We start from the raw sequence: 13,842 nt of genomic DNA on the forward strand, positions 1-13,842 counted from the left end.
GGGCCGCTTGCCTAGCTTGCACACAACATGACTTCTATTCTCTGTCAACCTGCGGAATGTAGGTACAATAGCAGCCGAAGAGACTGCGAAAGGTATTTTGCATGTTCGGCAGCAAGAGGTGGTTCAGGTTGCTGTGGTGTAGAGGGTACGCATAATATTAGTCTGTTGGAATTTCCGCCAAGGCGATCGCCCTGCGCGATCTGCACGTCCGTTACCGCGACTACGACCTGGACAATCCGCCCCTGTTGCACCAGAAGGAGCAGGACTATCTGGGTTATACCAAGTTCGCCAAGCTCAGCCAGTAAGAGCGCAAATGGGGGTTGCTGTCTGATCCGAAAGCCCTCTTTGACCGTAGAGACTGGGAGCAGTGCTTAGCTGAGTGTGGTGCAAATTGCGGGGCCATCGAGTAGTCTGGTGTAAAGATGCTAACCTGTACCGAGTGAAGTTGGTGCGTTCCCTGATTCAGGCTAAGTAGACAGAGCGCAAGGGCGACTAGCTGTTAGTACAGTTTAATATCAACTACTAAGAGAACAGTTGTAAGATCCTTGAAAGAGGCTTAGTAGTTTAACCAGAACTTCCATCTACTAAATTCTCCTCAGTGTTCTCCTGAAACCAACGACGATAGCTCTCTACAGAACTTGTACATTTGAGGCGTATATCAACTTTTTCTACACCTGAATCTCTGGCTTCAATAAAAGCTGCTCTGATTGATTCTGAGTCGTCCATTAGAGAAACATTTTCAAGCGTTATATCAGTTTCTCCCATATCTATTTTTTGGTCTAGAAAAGAGTATTCTATTTCAGTGGTCATAGTGAGTTTAAAATTTCCATCTTTTTCAAAAATGTTTAAAATTTCTAAAGCCTGTTCAGGTGTGTAGGACAAAGAAACTGTGCCACCAGTGCGTTTAATTTTCCCTTTTCTTATAGAATTCAGTATTGAATCTGCTTGTTCCTCAATTTCGGCAGAAATATTTTCTGGATATAAAAGCTTGAGATTGAAAGCTTGATTAATTTTGTCCAATTTTTCAAGAAATCTAATTGCATTTTCAAACTCTTCCTTGTTAAAATTACTACTTGCATCGTTGGCTTCTATGGGTTTGATTAGAACAGCTTCATCTTCCAGCGAAATTACCCTTACTTTTCCATGTCTATAGAGAGATAGCATTAGCTCTATAGATGATTTGGCTTGTTTTACTGGAATAGAATACAGACTAAGCCCTTTATAAGTGAGCAGAGTGTTGTCTCTTTCAAAAGAAGAGACAAATAGCAATTCTCCTTGCAACTGTCCACCGCTTATACAAAATTCTATTTCTTTTGTGCCGATTCTCAAAATACGAAAGTAAGCAAAGGGAACTCTAGAAACGACTTTATTATCTTGCAAAACCTCAAGCATGCAAGGAATTTGATACTCAGGAACATTAGGGATTAACTTAAGCGTTGTTATCCTAAAAGGGGATGAACCTATTTCAGGTAAGTTGATATTCCATCTCCAATTGTATTCATCCGGTTCTAGCTCAACCTGTCTACCTTCTTCTACTAATAATCTAAACTTTTCTAAACCTTGATTGCCCGCTTCGGTTTCTGGAAAAATCAAGTTCCCAAACTGAGCTGATCCAGCAGACGGTTCGGCAGATACACTAATTGTAGTAATTTGAGAAGTTTGATTAACAGAGAAGAGTAGTCCTTGATTTTCTGTTTCTGCCTTGCGTAGAGCATTTTGGAGAGCAACCGTAGCATTTGATGCGTCCGGCTGCAAAAATATTGTCTGAGACTTTTGAATTTCTTCAAGCTTTGCAAGTATTGGTTCAAGTGCAGTTGTATCAATAACCTTCTTATATCCAAAAAACTCTTCTATCAAGCCTTGATACTTTTTGGCTCTTTGAGTTAGTTCAACAGCCATTTGTTTAGAGAACTTTGGTCGCCAACTCAAAGCGAACTCAAGAATCCCTTCACTAGGCTGCTCATTCAAATAGCCTCTCAAAACATCCTCAGCTATTTCCAGCCATTTAGAAGGGTAGTCTATGAGATCCTGAGCGGGTGCAGTTAAATCTGGAACGATATAAAAGGCAACAGAATTTGGGTTCTCAGGAATTGTTTGCCTGTAACAATTTACGTGTAGCTTTGCGATTTCAGTGCGAATCTCACCAATGCCTACATTGTTTTGATAGCGCTTGCACTGAATTAGCTCTATAGAACCATCACTTTTATGCCAGACGATATCTCGACCTGCATCACCTGTCTTTCCGTAGTAATAAATATCATCATGTGGGTTTTCATAGCGTAATAATAAAAAGCAGAAGATTTCAAACTCATCAGGGTGAAGCAGATGAAAAGGAAGAATATGCTGGTTTTCTAACCAAGGAGGATTTGAGCGTACTTCCCCTAGCTCTATCCTGGCGTTATCTTCCCTACTAATTTTTGCTCTTGTCTGTGTCATAATCTATGAATTTAGTTTATGAAGTAATTGCTTAACTCGACAGAGTGAATTGATTTAACAGGCTTCTCATATCTTAGGTCGCTCTATCCAGCAACCAACGAGAAACTTTAAACCATTCTGCATTGGCCCTACTCTGCTGTACCGCCAGATCTGTGGTCTTGCCGCTCAGCCCTGGGCCAGTTCCTAATACATGTTAGGAGCTGGGCGGAGAAGAGCCACTCAACTGCTTCTAACCTCATCGCCAAATCAAACCGATAATAGGGAATGGGCAAGATTGCCATGCCCCGCCTAACTGTCGACTTCCCAGCTAGCCACTATGAACAGTCTTCAACTCCGTCAAACCATCAATCACTATCTCGATCAGCTCTCTGGCGATCGCCTGCGCCTGGTTGCCGACTTTCTTGACTTTCTGGTTCATACGGAGCATCAAGAGCAAGCTCCAGCGTCAGAGAGTCCTGCCTTTCGGCCCCCCACCGGAGGCTCCCTACTCAGCCATACCGAAACCTGGGCAGGCGAAGACTTTGAAGACTGCCTGGAGAGGGTCTATGAAACCCGCTCTCAGCTCCGGGCATAGGCTATGTACTTGCTGGATACCAATCACTTCAGTCGCCTGATTCAAGGTGATTCTGCCGTGCGCCACTTTCCCCTGGAATCCTGGTTTTAGAGATGCCGTCCAGCCCCCTGTTCACCGCCGATAGAACGTCTTTCCCCCCATCTGGGAAGTGTGATCTGGGCTGCGGCAGACAAACTGCTGCATGCCCTTGTAGGTGTTCCGCCCCTTGCCGTTGGGCTTGAGTGTGTCCCCACAGATTGGGCAGGTGGGCTCTCCCTCGGTTTTGGGCAGCACCTTAGGATCGACGGCGACAGCGACATTGCCCTGGCTGGGGAGATCTGGGGCATGGCTGCTGGCTAACCCGTTGCTGGCAGCTCCTTGGCCCCCGCTAGAGGCCAGCAGGGGCAGTAGACTGGTGCGCTCCACCTGCTCCCTAGAGGCCATCAAGAGCGCCTGGTCGAGGCTTCTGGCCCCGGCGTACTCATAGGCGTTGAAGTCCTCAAAGTCGTAGGGCTGGCTGGGATCGAGCTTGTCAAAGCCAAATTCCCCCAACGGTGGTAGCTCGATCACCTCCCGCTTGCCCTTGTTGACGAACAGGGCCGGACGGTACTTGCGGGCCTCGTCGGGGATGGTTTCATTCTCCTTGTCACACCAGTCGTAGACGGCTCGGTAGTCGCTGGCCAGACGGGCACTCTTGGTCTGGTCGGTGGAGGCGGCTAGGTAGTCAAACACATTGGCTTCCACCACGATCTGGGCCAGGTTGTTGAAGAAGGCTTTGTCGATCACCTCTGACTTGCGCAACTGCATGACGTTGGGGGTCTGGGTGCAGAGAATGACGCCGATTTGTAGGTGCTCCCCTTCCTTGACGGCCTTGGCGATCGCGTTAATCACCACCTTGGCGGCGGAGATCTCATCGTCCCCTTCCACCACCTTTTCCCCAGCCAAGGTAGACAGGGTGTTGTCCAGCTCATCGATGACGTAGTATACCCAGTCAAATTCCGCGCCCTGGCGAGCACTCTTTTCCCGCTGCCGTCGCAGGATCAGGCTTTCGATATCCGCTGCCATCTTCAGGGCTTCGCGGTAGGAGCGCCAGGTGGGAGCTACCCGCCAGTAGTCCTTGCGACTCCCGGCACTGGGGTCATAGCGCCGTAGCTTGAACTTCTCCCCCTCCAGCAGCTTGGCCCCCAGGATGTTGCGCACGGTGGGGGATTTAGAGCCGCCTTTGTTGGCGGAGACGCGAAAGGCACAGGCATCCTTGACCAGGGCTTTGAATTTGGATGCCTTCAGCCACTTGCGGTCAATTTCATCCCTCGTCAGCCGCTTCTGGAAGAGTTGAATGGCGCAGCGGTAGGTGAGGGACTCGGAATCGTACTCAAACTGCACGGTCTTTTTAGAATCCAGCTCGTGCTGAAGTTTCAGGGATTGCCCGTTGAGCTGGGCCAAGACTTCGCGGGGGGGTGCAGGGCGGCGGGCGGCAAAGTAGTAGGTTTCTTGCCCTGCTTCAGTATTGCGGCTGCGGTGGAGGGCATCCAGGAGGATGCCCTGGGCGTGGGCATGGCGAATCAGGAGATTGCCCCGGTGGTGCTCATAGCCTCCGGGAAACAGTCGCGGGGCTTCTAGATCCGCGATCGCACTTTGGTAATTCTGAATCGTGCGATTTTTCTGCTCGATGGCCCCCTGGAGAGATTCCACCTGGGCCTGGAGCGCCTGGTGCAGGTCAGCGTCATGGATCTGCTCCACATCCGCAGCAAGGCCGACAAATTCCTGCTCGTAGTGCTCCAGCTTCTGGAAGGCGCGATCGCGCTCTGCCGTGACGGTGGCCAGTTCCGCCCGCAGCTCCGCCAGCCACTTGTCCCGATACTTATCGCAGCGCTTCCGCACCGCTTCCGGAATGGCATTGGCCACCCGCTGAAGGCGGGCCTCGTAGTCTTGCCTGACCGTCGCGACGACTCTCGCCAGAATGGCCTGTTCCTGCTCATCGGCAAGGCGTTGGAGCTGGGTTTCAAACTCGGTTTCCCATGCCTGGATTTCGGCTTGTGCCGCTGCCAGTGCCGTGGACACCGCCGCAACTTCCTGGGCCATCTGCTGTTCCATCGCCGCGATCGCCCGCGACTTGTCCGCCTGCACTTGGGCTATGCGGTGTTCAGCGGCGCGGTGCTCGTAGGCGCGACCCCGCTTGAAGTCGGCTTCCCGATTAACCGCGATCGCGGCTTGGAGAGCCTGCACCCGTGCTTCCGCCTGGTGGAGTTTTGCCATCAAGGAACGCTCAGAGGCAGTTAAGGCCGTGACCGTAGCTTCCGCCACCCCCAGCCGTTTTTGCGTGGGTTCAAGGGCATCTGCCGCTGCCTGGGCCTGGTGTGTGGTCTCAGTGAGCTGGGTCTGGAGAGTCTGATTTCGGGTCTCTAGACCCGCCTTGTTGCGTTGGACTTGGGTCAGCTCGTGGTTGAGAATCGTCAGCCGCCTGTGGAGATCACGGGTTGCGAGGCGGTGATCTTTAGCGGCTTGGCTACCGTGCAGCGTCGCGATCGTCCCCACCAGCACCGACCCCGTGAGCAGGCCCATGGTGAACCCAGTCCGAGCATGATTGCCCTGAATCCGCGCCACCAGGTTCGCCCCGACCATAAAGCCCCCGATGGCAACGAGAGCCCAGAGCCAGAGTCGTGGCGTTAGTGCAGCCGCTCCAGAGGAGCATCGCCGACCGTGTTTCATGGTGTCTCCTCGTTTGCCCCTGTATACAAACCTGCCTACAACCTGATTCCACCCTCCACCCTCCACCCTTCACCCTCCACCCTCCACCCCCCTACTCCCCTACTCCCCCACTCCCCCACCCCCCCACGCCCTAATACTCCGCCCCAATCGGCAAAGGTTCAGCGCTGTCAGCATTAATGTCCTCATCCAGTAGCTTCGCCGTCTTCCGCTCCAGGCGGGCAATCTGGGCGGCTCGAAAGGCGTTTTCCTGTTGGGCCTTTTGGGTCACCAGTTCCCGCAAGCCCTCCAGTCCCTCCGCTTCCAGAGCTTTGTGGAGGGTTTTCTCCCGCTCTAGGCGGGTGGTCTCGATTTGGGCTTCATGGCGAGCCACTTCCGCACTCACCCCTTCTAGTCCCGTCGCGGCCTTGACGCGGGCGGTCAGCATCCTGGCCAGGTCGCCGCGCAGCCCCTCCACCTCATTACCGAGGAGGGTGTTCTCTCGCATGATTTTGATGCTGTTGATCTTGTGGCGAATGGCGGCCAGCATCCGATTGAATTCCGGGTCAGTCACCTCTGGGGCATTGCCGGAGACCTGGGTATAGTCCGTGGGGGACAGGTCAGAGACGTTTTCCAGGTTTTGGATAGGGGGTTTGGAATGCTCATCCCGCACCAGGGCGGCGCTTTGCACCAGGGTTTGGGCCACGCTTTCCTGGGCGGTGGGGTTGGCTCCCGTTTGGACGGCCTTAGCAATGCCGGGGGAACGCTTTGCGGCCCGGTCGGTGGCACCTTGGATGTCACGAATACTGCGAGGCATGGTATCTCCTTGACTGTTGAGTCTGTGCCTTGTGTTTCAGCTCTCCGGCCCCCCGGCCCCAATACTGGGGGAGCCGGATCTGAAGTCCCCCGGACTCGGGGGATTTAGGGGGCTAGATCGCGGTGTTGCTGGTAGAGGCGGATGCAGTTAATCGCTACCCCTAGCGCTGCCTGAGTGCTGTTGAGCAGGATGGTTTTGGTTGACGCACACTGGTTCGTGACTTGGCGTTCTAGGCTGTCGCCCATGGCGGTGAGCTGGTCAGCGATTTCGCTCAGTACGTCCCGATACCCAGCCGGGGGTGCCTCCCGCAGCGGCGGGGATACCGGGTCTGCTGAACGCGGGATGGAAACGCAGTCAACCCTATCGGGCTTCTGGCCCAGGGTGGCAGCAATAACGCGGGTTTTGCCGTACTGGTGGGCCAATGACTCCCCCACAGCACCGATGCCGTGGGTTTCGACCAGGGCTTGCAGTTGCACGTCCAGGTCAGAGGGGTTGGCGGTGAGTTGGAAAGGGTTGGGTGGGATGGGGAGTGCGGTCATGGGTTTGCTGGGTGATGAGGATCATCAGAGCGATGGCGATGAGGGTGGCGATCGCGAGAAGTGCGATCGCGGCCATTGGGAGCTTTATGGTGCGTTGTTTTTTTGAGGTGGGGCTGGAGACTTTGGGTTGGTAGCTGTAACCCCCATCTCGGCAAGAGCATTAGCCTTCAGAGCTTCGACGGTGTGTTCGATCTCCGTAAAGGCTTTTTGAACTCGTGCTCTGGCATATTGCGAAAACAGGCCATCCAGGTTTTCTACTTGGTGGCTGATGTCGTCCTGGATCAGCGCTAGTTCTCCGTCAGCCAGTTCCTGATCAAATTCAGAAAAAGAGCTTGTAATGGCTGTCGAGCGTCGTTTAACCAGCGATCCTCCTCTCAGAACGCCCGTATAGTCAGTGTTTCCGTTGACTGACTGGGGTTGTCGGCTATGGCCATCCAAGTCAAATTCGAGATGCGGATTTGCCTGGAAAACAGCTTTTATATAGCCAGTCCGATCTCCTTTTTGGATGAAGTGGGCAGCCTTCCTTAATTGCTCAAGCCCATATCCCGTAAGGCTTCCATTGGGTTCTGTGACGAGTGACGGCTCTTTTCTGAATGCTTCGAGCACAAGCTTCTTATAAATTTTGATCGAAGATTCAGATTTTCCGAGTGCTTGGCTAGCTTGCGCGATGCTGTAAGCCTTGTCGTGCAATTGTTCCATTGCTCCACCTGTATCTGAGGTGCTGCCTTTAGTAACAGCTTGTCAATGACTGGTTAATGCCTAGTCATTACCCTGGCAATGCCTAGTCATTGACGTATCATGCATGACCTGTCATTAATGTGTCAAGGACTGATGCATGACAAAGCATGTAAACTTGACTCAACAGATTGAAAACTGGTGAGTCGCCCCAATGGATTGGAAGAGCATGGAATTGCCAAAACCCAAGAATCCAAGGCCACAGGCTGGCGAGCTAGGACTCTATGACTACTGGCGGCTTGTTGTGGCATCCAAGTTGGTTAAGAAGTCTGTGGCGGCAATGTTGCAGACTGCTGTCATTACCTACTTGGAGCGCAACTGGGAGAAGCACGAGACAAGGCTTACCTTAGAAGCCAACGAGCAAGGAATTTCACCAGAAGAGATGTTCTTGCGCTATGTCAACGAAGATAGTGACAAATAAGCTGGGCTAAGTTGAGTGGATCCATGGCCTTGGCTTGTAACGAGGATGGCTAATTCTGACGACGTTCTACTTACCCTATCGACAAGGCTTGAGAGCATCGATAATTCTCTTCAGACCGTGGTGGCCTTGCTGGAGTCTATGAACAGCCATGTTGGCGCGATCGCGACCGACACCCGCACCAACACTCAGCAACTAGCGACCCTCTCTGAGAATCAAACCCGTACCCATGATGAATTTGCTGAACTCAGGGCCATGATTCGACAACAGCACGAAGTCAGCCAGCAGCAAGCGGCTACTACAGATAGATTGGTCAGCATTGTTGAAACCCTGATCGGACAGCGGGTCGCCTAAAGCACAAACTTACATAGCAAGGTGGAGCCATGAATATCGCCCAGAATGTGGACCAAATCGAAGCCTTCATGGAAGGGCTGGCGCGACTGGAAAACACTGTCAATACTGGCTTTGATAGACTTGAACGGAATCTGACTAACCTGGAATCCCTAATTCGCCAGCAACACGAAACCACCCAAATGCAGGCTAGACACATTGATCGACTGATAGCCCTGACTGAGACGCTGATTCAACAACGGGTGGCCTAAAGGGCAAGCTCCCACAGTGCTGCGTTGTCCCACGCTGAGTTTGATCCCGAACCTTCAAAGCCAGTCAGCAGCCCCAAACCCGCTATATCTGCCGATTCAGGAGCGAGATAGAGCCATGAATATCGCCCAATTAGTCTTTTGTTGGCCCCGTGAGGCAAAATATTCGTGCGAGCCTGAAACCTATGAAGGGTGGGCTATTGAGCATCACTCCCTGGAGCTGGGAACGACACCCCTGCGGGTAGGTGATATTCGCCACTGGGAGGATCTCGATTGGAAGGTGGCAAAAATTGAAGCGTATGCGGCTCAAGGGGATACCCACAGTCGTTTCAGCGTTGTCATGCTGACCTTGGATGGGGCAGAGCCTCAACACGATCCCTGGGATGACGATGATCCCCAACTGATGTCGATTTATATCAGTGGCGAGGATTTTGTATTTGGGTGGCCAGAGCACAGTGAATTTTTACCCAAGCTCGGTGGCTCGGCTCCCCAGTTGGATGGCTGGGAAGTCGCAAGCCTTCAAGACTTTGAAGGTCTGCACGTTACTAATAGCTATACTCGTGTGCGGGTCTGCTGGTGTGCGCCCACTAGGGTCAGTGAACCGGCAGTAGCTATGGCATCCGCATAGGTTAGGCAGCAAGCGCTTTCCCTATGGCTCCCAGAGGGGAGCGTCCAACATTGTCTGAATCACTAGCGATCGCCGCTCCAGCTCCAGCAAGGCATCCCGCCGCTTAATGTGGTTTTGCCAATCTCGATGCTCAGACGAGCCTACCCGTTTCAACCCCCTCAACGGAAGTGGTTTGAACGAACTCAGGAAGATGGCCAATGGCGACCATGAACTTCAACACCACCAACTCCACCTTCCGCCAACTCCTGGGTAATGGCCTCACTTATCATGTCCCTCCCTTTCAGCGCGACTATTCCTGGGGCGAAGACGAATGGGATGATCTCTGGCAGGACATCATTGGCCTTTTTGAGGAAGATGGTGAACCCGCCCACTATATGGGCTACCTGGTGTTGCAATCGTCCGACAGCAAGCGCTTTGACATCATTGATGGGCAGCAGCGGATGACCACCATCAGCATTATGGTTTTGGCGGGTCTGTCGTACCTTGACGATCTGGTCGCTGCTGACCTAGATGCTGACAATAACCGTCGCCGCAAAGAGCAACTCCAAAATAGTTACATCGGCTATGTCGATCCCGTGAGTCTGGTGCCGCGCTCTAAGCTGGAACTCAATCGCCACAACAATCGGTTCTACCAAACTTATCTGGTGCCTCTAGAACGCATTCCCCAACGGGGACTCAATGCCTCAGAACACCAACTCCGCAAAGCCTTTGGTTGGTTCAAAGACCGCCTCAAAGCCCGCTTGGGTATGCAGCCCAACAGTGGGCAAAACTTTGCGGCCTTTATTGATTCTCTGGTGGACAAACTGTTCTTCACCGTCATTACCGTTACCGATGAGCTAAACGCCTTTAAGGTCTTTGAAACCCTCAATGCCCGAGGCGTCCGCCTTTCTGCAACCGACCTACTGAAGAACTACTTGTTCTCTCTAATCAGCACTGGGGAAACCCACGAAACTGAAATCCAGTCCCTGGAAGAGCGGTGGGAGCGCATTGTGGGCTTGCTGGGGAGTGAAAGCTTTCCAGAGTTTCTGCGGGTATTTTGGAACAGCCGAAATCGGTTGGTGCGTAAGACCGACCTGTTTAAGGCCATTCGCCGACATATTACGACCCGTGAGGGGGCGTTTACCCTGGTGCGGGATCTCGACTACTGCGCCGATATTTACTCAGCCCTGCGAGATTCCCAAGATGCCCGGTGGGATGTAGACGAGCGCCAAGCCCTGAAGCATCTGGTAATGTTTGGTGTGCGCCAGCCGTTGGCAATGCTGCTGGCCTCTTATCAACGCTTCTTTGATGCTGAACGGGCCTCTTTTACGCGCATTCTTCGGGCCATAGCAGTAATCTCGCTGCGCTATAACGTCATCTGCAACCTGCCGACCCATGAGCAGGAGACGCTCTACAACGACATTGCCTGGAAAGTCTCTGATGGCACCTATGGGAGCTATCAGGCAGTCCAAGCAGCCCTGCGGCGAGTTTATCCAGACGATCGCCAGTTCAAAGGGGCCTTCTCGGAAAAAGAACTCCGCACGACCAGCAGCCGGAACAAGAAAGTGGTGCGCTATATCCTGTTTGAAATTGAACGACAGCGATCAGGGCAAGATTTTGACTTTGAAAGTGAGACCTATAATCTGGAGCACATCCTGCCAGAAAAACCCTCAGAAGACTGGGCTGACATTGAGGAGGCCAAGCAAAACCGCTTGATTTATCGCCTGGGTAACATGACGCCCTTAGAGACCAATCGCAATCGAGACCTGGGGAATGCGAACTATGCCGCCAAACGAGCGGTTTATGAGACGAGTGATTTTCAGATTACGAATGCGATCGCAGAGCGCTATGAAACCTGGGATGAGACGAAGATCGAGGCCCGACAAAAGCACCTAGCGGACGTAGCAGCCAGTATTTGGCGGATAAATTTTGTTGATTCTTAGCGGCTTAAGGCCGGATTCAGATCAGACTTTTGCTGATGGGTGCTTTTCGCGATCGCGCTTTCCTTCAGGGCTCCCAGATGGGGGCATCCAGCATGGCTTGAATCGCCAGCGATCGCCGCTCAATCTCCAGTAAGGCATCCCGTCGCCGAATCCGTTGCTGCCAATCCCGATGGTCAGCCGACCCCACCCGCTGTAATCCTCTGCTGCGCGACTTGCCCCACATTGCCTTCTCCGCCTTGAGTCGGGCATAGTCCACCTCCCGGCCACCGGGACGATACACCTCGATCCAAACCCCCGATGGCGCGATCGGGCCGCTGGCTTCAATGCGATCTCGGTGGGTACGCAGTTCTTCGATGGCCTGGTGAAGGGCGTTCATATCGTTTGGCTGCACTGCTTTGACACGACAATTCTATCATCTTTGTCGTTTGATTGGCAGAAAACCAAACGACAAAAAATGAAATCAATTGCGTTCCCTAAGAGGTGCGATCGCTTAGCTACAGGTCTGCTGGGTCAACGCCGAGTTCGAGGAGTTTGGCAAAAGCGAGATCGCGTTCCTGTTGGGCCTGATCGCGTTCCTGCTGGGCCTGGTTGCGTTCCTCAATGAACTCCCTGGGATCTTTGAAGCGTTCACCGTTGGGATGGAAGATGGCAAGACCGTCCTCAAACATCTCGAAACGGATGCCCATTGTGGGAGATGCCCAGGGAAAATCCATCCGCATGATGGGGGTCAGGTCTTCGTTAGGGGCGGATCGGACTAAGCCCCAAAAGTCGAAGGAATCCGGGTCGTAGAAAAACATCTCCAAGACCCCGTACTTGCGGTAGAACCCCTGCTTCGCCAGCATTTCGCGGGCACTGTTGCTGGGGGAGAGAATTTCAAAGACAACCTGCGGCGCGATGTTGTCCTCTTCCCATTGTTTGTAGCTGCCGCGTTCGTGGAACGTCGCCCCTGGGGAATCACTATCGGGCCGTCCCAACACCACCATGACATCCGGTGCCTGGGCTGGCACTGGGGGCTCATCAACCTGAACGGGATACCACAGCAGATCCCCGGCCACTAAAGCTGTTTGCCCCTGGAGAAGCTGCTTCAGATTCGTAACCAGGCGAACAATCCACCGATACTGGAGGGTGTTGTCGGCCATTGGCTTACCGTCTGAATCAGGATAGAGTGTTGTGCTGTCTACAAGGGTTTGCACCATTGCGGGTCACCGCGTCGGGACTTCTGCGAGATAGCTGTATTGTAGCGATGACGGGCTACCCGCCCCATTTTATGTAGGAAATGGGTAATCCAAGGATGAACCCAACGATGCACTAAGTAGGTCAGGTTAATTAATCCGAGGCTTGTGAACACGTACTTGAGCACCTGAAACAGTCTGTGTGCAAGGATCTAAGAGGGTTTACTGTTCGTAACACACCTCGAACTTTATACGCTGACCTACTTAGCAACTAAAGCTAATTTATTGAGGTGTCCTATTATTTTGATTCCGTAACCACATGCGTAGTTCATTGATCAGGCTATTATGATTGTTAGATTGCTTGCCACGCTCCAGAAGATTTTCAAGACTTTCTGCTGAAAGTAACGCAAAAATTGAGCTGTATTTACACTCAACATATTCCCGCTGGTGCAATTGCAAAATTGCTAACCCCTGACGGTTATAACGCCAGATTTCTGGTACGCCCATGGACTTGTAGATATTCAGGCGCGATCGCGACGAACTAGTAATGTCTACTTCAACCACTAAATCGGGTGGAAAATCTTTTGGAGGGACAGGATCTTCGGGATTGACTCGCTCAGCATTCTGAATATAGAAACAAGAATCTGGCTCGACTCCTTGTTCTACTTCTTCGGAATCAAACGTTGTTGATCCGAGAGAGAGAACATTCATCCCTAGTTCTTCTGTCAATGTCGTGATAATGCGTTCTAATAGCCGGTTAATCAGCTCGTGTAATTTTGATGGCATCTTAATTTCCAGGGTGCCACGATCATAGGCAAGTCGAGCAGAGCGATGTTCTCCCATATCAGCAAGGAGAGCCTGATAGGTTTGCCAGGTGACGTTATGAAGAACCACAAAAGGAAGTTGTAGAACTCCCCCATCATTTGGAGGAATGTGATTAATGGTTTGTGCTGAGCTGACCATCAGGGATTACCTCTCAAGGCGATTGCTCGACTGCGCGCTGACTTTAGTCGAATTGAAACTCGACTTTAGCACCCACAAACCACTTTCATGTAATGGAAGGCCCCAAAATGGGGCTATGGTTTCCCTATGGCTGCGCGGAATCCTGTGGTGGAGGTGACCCCTCATCCTGTGGAGTCTAAAGGCATAGTCCCCATCGCGGCATCGCGGCCACCCAGATGAGAGACCGCAATCCAACCCCCTGATAGCGCGATCGCGCCAGATTTAGCACCAACTCGCCCTCTACACCCCAGGGATGTTCAGCACAGACCAGATAAAGGCTGTAGGCATAGAAGCGGCATTGGTAGCACCTGGAAGCTTGTGAAGATGGCTCATGTG

15 protein-coding genes are annotated in these 13,842 nt (G+C 52.4%); 6 read left to right on the top strand and 9 right to left on the bottom strand.

Translation table 11 applies throughout. The features are described from left to right. Positions 1-564: 564 nt before the first annotated feature. Positions 565-2,436, bottom strand: a complete 1,872-nt coding sequence (locus LEP6406_RS0225725) for a restriction endonuclease (protein WP_008311683.1) — start codon at positions 2,434-2,436, stop codon at positions 565-567. A gap of 316 nt (positions 2,437-2,752) precedes the next feature. Here LEP6406_RS0225725 and LEP6406_RS0225730 point away from each other — a divergent pair, with 316 nt between their 5' ends. Next, the gene (locus LEP6406_RS0225730) at positions 2,753-3,010 is read left to right on the top strand and encodes a hypothetical protein (RefSeq protein WP_008311685.1); all 258 of its coding nucleotides are present in this window, start codon (positions 2,753-2,755) and stop codon (positions 3,008-3,010) included. Positions 3,011-3,121: 111 nt separating this feature from the next. On the opposite strand, the gene LEP6406_RS0225740 is transcribed toward LEP6406_RS0225730, so the two are convergent. The 4 genes from LEP6406_RS0225740 to LEP6406_RS0225755 form a co-directional block, all read right to left on the bottom strand. Next, on the bottom strand, positions 3,122-5,698 hold the full coding sequence (locus LEP6406_RS0225740; protein ID WP_008311687.1) for a coiled-coil domain-containing protein: 2,577 nt from the start codon (positions 5,696-5,698) through the stop codon (positions 3,122-3,124). A gap of 130 nt (positions 5,699-5,828) precedes the next feature. Then, entirely contained in the window at positions 5,829-6,491 is a 663-nt protein-coding gene (locus LEP6406_RS0225745; RefSeq protein ID WP_008311689.1) for a hypothetical protein, read from the bottom strand. A gap of 104 nt (positions 6,492-6,595) precedes the next feature. Further along, positions 6,596-7,030 carry a hypothetical protein gene (locus tag LEP6406_RS0225750; protein ID WP_008311690.1) on the bottom strand — a complete coding sequence of 145 codons (435 nt, stop codon included), beginning with the start codon at positions 7,028-7,030 and terminating at the stop codon, positions 6,596-6,598. 84 nt (positions 7,031-7,114) lie between these two features. After that, the gene (locus LEP6406_RS0225755; RefSeq protein ID WP_008311693.1) at positions 7,115-7,729 is read right to left on the bottom strand and encodes a hypothetical protein; all 615 of its coding nucleotides are present in this window, start codon (positions 7,727-7,729) and stop codon (positions 7,115-7,117) included. Between the two features lie 205 nt (positions 7,730-7,934). Here LEP6406_RS0225755 and LEP6406_RS0225760 point away from each other — a divergent pair, with 205 nt between their 5' ends. The 4 genes from LEP6406_RS0225760 (at position 7,935) to LEP6406_RS0225775 (ending at position 9,410) form a co-directional block, all read left to right on the top strand. Continuing rightward, positions 7,935-8,186, top strand: coding sequence for a hypothetical protein (locus LEP6406_RS0225760; protein ID WP_155834887.1), 252 nt, complete (start codon positions 7,935-7,937; stop codon positions 8,184-8,186). A 45-nt stretch (positions 8,187-8,231) separates the two neighbouring features. Continuing rightward, a complete protein-coding gene (locus tag LEP6406_RS0225765) occupies positions 8,232-8,537 on the top strand; it encodes a hypothetical protein (RefSeq protein WP_008311697.1) in 306 nt (101 codons plus the stop codon). Between the two features lie 29 nt (positions 8,538-8,566). Further along, positions 8,567-8,785, top strand: a complete 219-nt coding sequence (locus LEP6406_RS0225770) for a hypothetical protein (protein ID WP_008311699.1) — start codon at positions 8,567-8,569, stop codon at positions 8,783-8,785. Between the two features lie 115 nt (positions 8,786-8,900). Continuing rightward, positions 8,901-9,410: a hypothetical protein gene (locus tag LEP6406_RS0225775; protein ID WP_008311701.1), complete on the top strand. Its 510-nt coding sequence runs from the start codon at positions 8,901-8,903 to the stop codon at positions 9,408-9,410. A gap of 21 nt (positions 9,411-9,431) precedes the next feature. Here the strand turns inward: LEP6406_RS0225775 and LEP6406_RS35005 are convergent, their stop codons facing one another. Next, the gene (locus LEP6406_RS35005; protein WP_263971276.1) at positions 9,432-9,563 is read right to left on the bottom strand and encodes a hypothetical protein; all 132 of its coding nucleotides are present in this window, start codon (positions 9,561-9,563) and stop codon (positions 9,432-9,434) included. Between the two features lie 44 nt (positions 9,564-9,607). On the opposite strand from LEP6406_RS35005, the gene LEP6406_RS0225780 reads away from it, so the two are divergent. Beyond that, positions 9,608-11,332 carry a DUF262 domain-containing protein gene (locus LEP6406_RS0225780; protein WP_008311703.1) on the top strand — a complete coding sequence of 575 codons (1,725 nt, stop codon included), beginning with the start codon at positions 9,608-9,610 and terminating at the stop codon, positions 11,330-11,332. A 64-nt stretch (positions 11,333-11,396) separates the two neighbouring features. On the opposite strand, the gene LEP6406_RS0225785 is transcribed toward LEP6406_RS0225780, so the two are convergent. The 3 genes from LEP6406_RS0225785 to LEP6406_RS0225795 form a co-directional block, all read right to left on the bottom strand. Next, positions 11,397-11,708 carry a hypothetical protein gene (locus LEP6406_RS0225785; RefSeq protein ID WP_008311705.1) on the bottom strand — a complete coding sequence of 104 codons (312 nt, stop codon included), beginning with the start codon at positions 11,706-11,708 and terminating at the stop codon, positions 11,397-11,399. 118 nt (positions 11,709-11,826) lie between these two features. Beyond that, positions 11,827-12,528 carry a Uma2 family endonuclease gene (locus LEP6406_RS0225790; RefSeq protein ID WP_008311706.1) on the bottom strand — a complete coding sequence of 234 codons (702 nt, stop codon included), beginning with the start codon at positions 12,526-12,528 and terminating at the stop codon, positions 11,827-11,829. Positions 12,529-12,786: 258 nt separating this feature from the next. Then, the gene (locus tag LEP6406_RS0225795) at positions 12,787-13,467 is read right to left on the bottom strand and encodes a Uma2 family endonuclease (RefSeq protein WP_008311708.1); all 681 of its coding nucleotides are present in this window, start codon (positions 13,465-13,467) and stop codon (positions 12,787-12,789) included. Positions 13,468-13,842 lie beyond the last annotated feature (375 nt).

The sequence above is a fragment of the Leptolyngbya sp. PCC 6406 genome, from assembly GCF_000332095.2.
GTDB lineage: Bacteria > Cyanobacteriota > Cyanobacteriia > Phormidesmidales > Phormidesmidaceae > PCC-6406.

Excerpts from the sequence above, each read along its gene's own strand:
- LEP6406_RS0225770 (WP_008311699.1), top strand. The coding sequence starts at position 8,567 with ATGAATATCGCCCAGAATGTGGACCAAATCGAAGCCTTCATGGAAGGG.
- LEP6406_RS0225795 (WP_008311708.1), bottom strand. The coding sequence starts at position 13,467 with ATGGTCAGCTCAGCACAAACCATTAATCACATTCCTCCAAATGATGGG.
- LEP6406_RS0225730 (WP_008311685.1), top strand. The coding sequence starts at position 2,753 with ATGAACAGTCTTCAACTCCGTCAAACCATCAATCACTATCTCGATCAG.
- LEP6406_RS0225740 (WP_008311687.1), bottom strand. The coding sequence starts at position 5,698 with ATGAAACACGGTCGGCGATGCTCCTCTGGAGCGGCTGCACTAACGCCA.
- LEP6406_RS0225760 (WP_155834887.1), top strand. The coding sequence starts at position 7,935 with ATGGAATTGCCAAAACCCAAGAATCCAAGGCCACAGGCTGGCGAGCTA.
- LEP6406_RS0225745 (WP_008311689.1), bottom strand. The coding sequence starts at position 6,491 with ATGCCTCGCAGTATTCGTGACATCCAAGGTGCCACCGACCGGGCCGCA.
- LEP6406_RS0225785 (WP_008311705.1), bottom strand. The coding sequence starts at position 11,708 with ATGAACGCCCTTCACCAGGCCATCGAAGAACTGCGTACCCACCGAGAT.
- LEP6406_RS0225725 (WP_008311683.1), bottom strand. The coding sequence starts at position 2,436 with ATGACACAGACAAGAGCAAAAATTAGTAGGGAAGATAACGCCAGGATA.
- LEP6406_RS0225750 (WP_008311690.1), bottom strand. The coding sequence starts at position 7,030 with ATGACCGCACTCCCCATCCCACCCAACCCTTTCCAACTCACCGCCAAC.
- LEP6406_RS0225790 (WP_008311706.1), bottom strand. The coding sequence starts at position 12,528 with ATGGTGCAAACCCTTGTAGACAGCACAACACTCTATCCTGATTCAGAC.
- LEP6406_RS0225775 (WP_008311701.1), top strand. The coding sequence starts at position 8,901 with ATGAATATCGCCCAATTAGTCTTTTGTTGGCCCCGTGAGGCAAAATAT.
- LEP6406_RS0225765 (WP_008311697.1), top strand. The coding sequence starts at position 8,232 with ATGGCTAATTCTGACGACGTTCTACTTACCCTATCGACAAGGCTTGAG.
- LEP6406_RS0225755 (WP_008311693.1), bottom strand. The coding sequence starts at position 7,729 with ATGGAACAATTGCACGACAAGGCTTACAGCATCGCGCAAGCTAGCCAA.
- LEP6406_RS0225780 (WP_008311703.1), top strand. The coding sequence starts at position 9,608 with ATGGCGACCATGAACTTCAACACCACCAACTCCACCTTCCGCCAACTC.